This is a genomic window from Mesorhizobium sp. M1A.F.Ca.IN.020.06.1.1 (genome assembly GCF_004023265.1).
Taxonomy (GTDB): domain Bacteria; phylum Pseudomonadota; class Alphaproteobacteria; order Rhizobiales; family Rhizobiaceae; genus Mesorhizobium.
In genome coordinates this window covers 1-3,212 of sequence record NZ_RZSR01000708.1, presented here as the reverse complement: position 1 = coordinate 3,212, position 3,212 = coordinate 1, and the positions used below count along the sequence as shown (strand labels likewise).

At 58.7% G+C, this 3,212-nt stretch carries 3 protein-coding genes and 1 pseudogene; 3 read left to right on the top strand and 1 reads right to left on the bottom strand.

What is annotated here, in order from left to right; all coding sequences use genetic code 11:
- The 3 genes from EOA60_RS25485 to EOA60_RS25475 all read left to right on the top strand — a co-directional run.
- Positions 1-713, top strand: a 713-nt coding sequence (locus EOA60_RS25485) for a GMC oxidoreductase (RefSeq protein WP_128312092.1), incomplete at its 5' end; no start/stop codon positions are given.
- An 11-nt stretch (positions 714-724) separates the two neighbouring features.
- Positions 725-1,471 carry an SDR family oxidoreductase gene (locus EOA60_RS25480; RefSeq protein WP_127335668.1) on the top strand — a complete coding sequence of 249 codons (747 nt, stop codon included), beginning with the start codon at positions 725-727 and terminating at the stop codon, positions 1,469-1,471.
- A 44-nt stretch (positions 1,472-1,515) separates the two neighbouring features.
- The gene (locus EOA60_RS25475; protein WP_127335669.1) at positions 1,516-2,433 is read left to right on the top strand and encodes an SMP-30/gluconolactonase/LRE family protein; all 918 of its coding nucleotides are present in this window, start codon (positions 1,516-1,518) and stop codon (positions 2,431-2,433) included.
- A gap of 315 nt (positions 2,434-2,748) precedes the next feature.
- Here EOA60_RS25475 and EOA60_RS39215 read toward each other — a convergent pair.
- Positions 2,749-2,992, bottom strand: a pseudogene (locus EOA60_RS39215) (SMC-Scp complex subunit ScpB); the annotation flags it as partial.
- Between the last annotated feature and the right edge of the window lie 220 nt (positions 2,993-3,212).

Here is a 3,212-nt window from a genome sequence, read left to right as displayed (position 1 = left end):
GAATGGTCGCACGCGTCAAAGGAACGCTGACGATCAATGAAAAGGCCCGCGGACCAAGGCTTGGCCTCGAGATCGCCAAGTGGATGTTAGGCAGGCCGTCGGTCCTCGGCCTGCAGCCGGCAATGGGGCACATATTCTGGAAGTCCGACGAGGCGCTCGACTTTCCCGACCTGCAGGTCACGTTCACCCCTGCAAGCTACAAGCAGGGCTACATCGGCCTGCTCGACGACTTCCCCGGAATGACGTGCGGTGCCTATCAACAGCGCCCCGAGAGCCGAGGCCACGTCCGTATCACGTCCGCCTCGCCTCTAGCCCAACCTGTCGTCAACCCGAACTATCTCGGCGACCCGCGCGACCAGCTTGTCGCGATGGCTGGTTTCAGGCTTGTCCGCAAGCTTTTCGCAGCCCCTGCCATGGCCAGGTTTGTCGAGAAGGAAGAGCTTCCAGGCCCCGCTGTCCAAAGCGAAAGCGAAATCCTCGACTTCGTTCGGCAATACGGGTTTTCGGTCTACCACCTCATCGGCACCTGCAAGATGGGTCCAGCAACCGACCGGACTGCGGTCGTGGACGATCATCTGCGCATCCACGGGCTGGAGAATATCCGGGTCGTCGATGCGTCTGTCATGCCGACGATGCCTTCAGGCAATACGCAGGCGCCCACGTACATGATTGCGGAAAAGGCCGCCGACATGATCCTTGAAAGCCGTCATTGAGAGAACCCGCCATGCTGATGTCTGGGAAAACAGTGGTCATCACCGGCGCAGGCTCCGGCATAGGACGGGCGACGGCAGAACTGCTTGCCGCGCACGGCGCGCGAATCGCGGCTCTCGACCTGGACGAGAACAGCGTGGCACAGACAGTTCACGAACTTGAGGGATCCGGCCATTTTTCAATTGTGTGCGATGTTACCAGCGACGAGGAATGCGCATCCGCAGGAAAAGAGGTGATATCGCGCTTCGGCGCACCCAGCGTCCTGGTCAACAACGCCGGCTTTGCCGAGCACAGCGATTTTCTTGAAACGAGCCTGGATCAGTGGCGGGCCATCATGGACGTCAACGTCTACGGCGCGATCCGTATGTCACAGGCCTTTCTCCCGGCGATGCGCGAAGCCAAAAACGGGAATGTGATCAACGTTTCGTCAGTGGCCGGTCAGCGGGGTGGAAGAGGTTTCGGCGGCGCCCATTATACCGCAACGAAAGCAGCTCTCATCGGCCTTACGAAATCGATGGCGCGCGAATTCGCTGAAGACGGTATTCGCGTCAACGCCGTCGCTCCCGGTTTCACGGAGACCAACATCTTCAAGGGTCGGCTCGACGCCGATACGCGAAAGCAGATGATCGCAGCGCTCCCTCTTGGCCGCGGCGGACAGGCCGAGGATACTGCGGGCGCAATGCTCTACCTCGCATCTGACCTTTCGGGCTTTGTCACCGGTGCGACGATCGACGTCAATGGCGGCGGTAACATGCGCTGACACAGCGCTCAAAGAACACATCAGCTAATTCTTGGGAGGACACCATGAGCGCTGATTTCGAGGTCATCGCGACAGATCTTGCCTTTCCGGAAGGGCCGATCTTCATGCCCGACGGATCGATAATCGTCGTCGAAATCGCCTCAGGTCTGGTGTCGCGCATAGGTACCGACGGATGCAAAACCGTTATCGCATCGCCCGGCGGCGGCCCAAACGGCGCGGCGATCGGCCCTGACGGTTATCTCTATATCTGCAACAGCGGCGGTTTCCATTGGGAAATCAAGAATGGCGGGCAGTTTCCCACCCGGGAGGCCGACGACTACAGCGGTGGCCGCATAGAACGGATCAACATCGACACGGGAAAGGTCGAAGTTCTGTACGACAGATGTGGCGATGTACCTCTCAAAGGCCCCAACGATCTCGTCTTCGACAGGCAAGGCGGCTTCTACTTCACCGAACACGGCAAGCGCCGCAAACGCGACCTCGATATTGGCAGCGTCTACTACGCAATGGCTGATGGGAGCCAGATCAAAGAAGTTGTGTTCCCGAGCGAAATGCCGAATGGCATAGGCCTTTCGCCCGACGAGAAGTCTCTCTACGTAGCGGAGACGAACACCGGAAACCTCTGGGCGTACAACATCGCCGCACCCGGCGTCATCACTCCGTCCTCGCCGCATTTCGGTCGTTACATGAAGGGGCCTCACGATTTCACCAGCTACGACTCGATGGCGATCGAAGAGAACGGCAACATATGTGTCACAAATTTGATCCGCAGCGGCATCGAGGTGATCGCGCCGGACGGCAGCCACGTGGAGTTTGTTCCGTTACTGGACCCGTTGCCGACCAACATCTGCTTCGGCGGCCAAGACCTCAAGACAGCCTACATTACCCTCTCAACCACCGGCAAGCTCATCAAGATGCCGTGGCCGAGGGCCGGCTTGAAGATAAACTACTATGGGATTTGATTGGTTCGGGCTTTAGCCACCGGATACCTAAAGGCGCGCGGCAGCCACGTTGTCTAAGGCCTCGTGCTATCCCATTTGGGGTCGGAACAAGAGCAGTTGCAAATCGATGGGATGGAAGGCTTCCGCTCCGCCGGTGCCAGGTTGGCATCGGTTAGGATGGACAAACAGGGAGCGTTCGAATGGAAGAAATCTCTACCGTTGGCATCGACCTTGCGAAGTCGTGTTTCAGATTCATGCGATGATGCTGCCGGCAATGTTATCGTCCGACGCCAGTTGCGCCGCCAGCAGATGTTAAAGTTCATTGAGCCCGAAGGAACGCAGGTTGCCGATCAGGTCGCGGCTTATCTCCTTGCGGAAGAGCTCGCCAGTTCCGCGCGGTGATCGGCCGGAAGTAGGCGCTGCACATCAGCACCAGCACTTCCGACTGCGTCAGGTCGGTCGCCTTCTGAACTCCACCAACGGCCATGCGAATGGCGTCGGCGTAGGCCGTCCAGGTCAGGTGCTTCCTGCCGCCGGCGACAGCGACCAGATCATACGGCCGGCCGTTCAGCTCAGTCTTAGTTGAAACCGCCCAAGTCCCACATTCAAGCGGAAGCAGAAAGCCAGAGGACCGAGGTCATCTAAGATGCGTTGCCGTAGCAAGGGCGACGAGCGAATTGAGAGCTTCCTCAAATGGATCACGGCGCTCGCGGCCGAGGATGCCGAATTCACAACGGTCCCTTCTTGAAGTCACGGCTCGAAACTGGAGCAACCAACCGAACAGAAAATCATGCTTAAGG

Coding starts and splice junctions, on each gene's coding strand:
- EOA60_RS25480 (WP_127335668.1), top strand. CDS start 725: ATGCTGATGTCTGGGAAAACAGTGGTCATCACCGGCGCAGGCTCCGGC.
- EOA60_RS25475 (WP_127335669.1), top strand. CDS start 1,516: ATGAGCGCTGATTTCGAGGTCATCGCGACAGATCTTGCCTTTCCGGAA.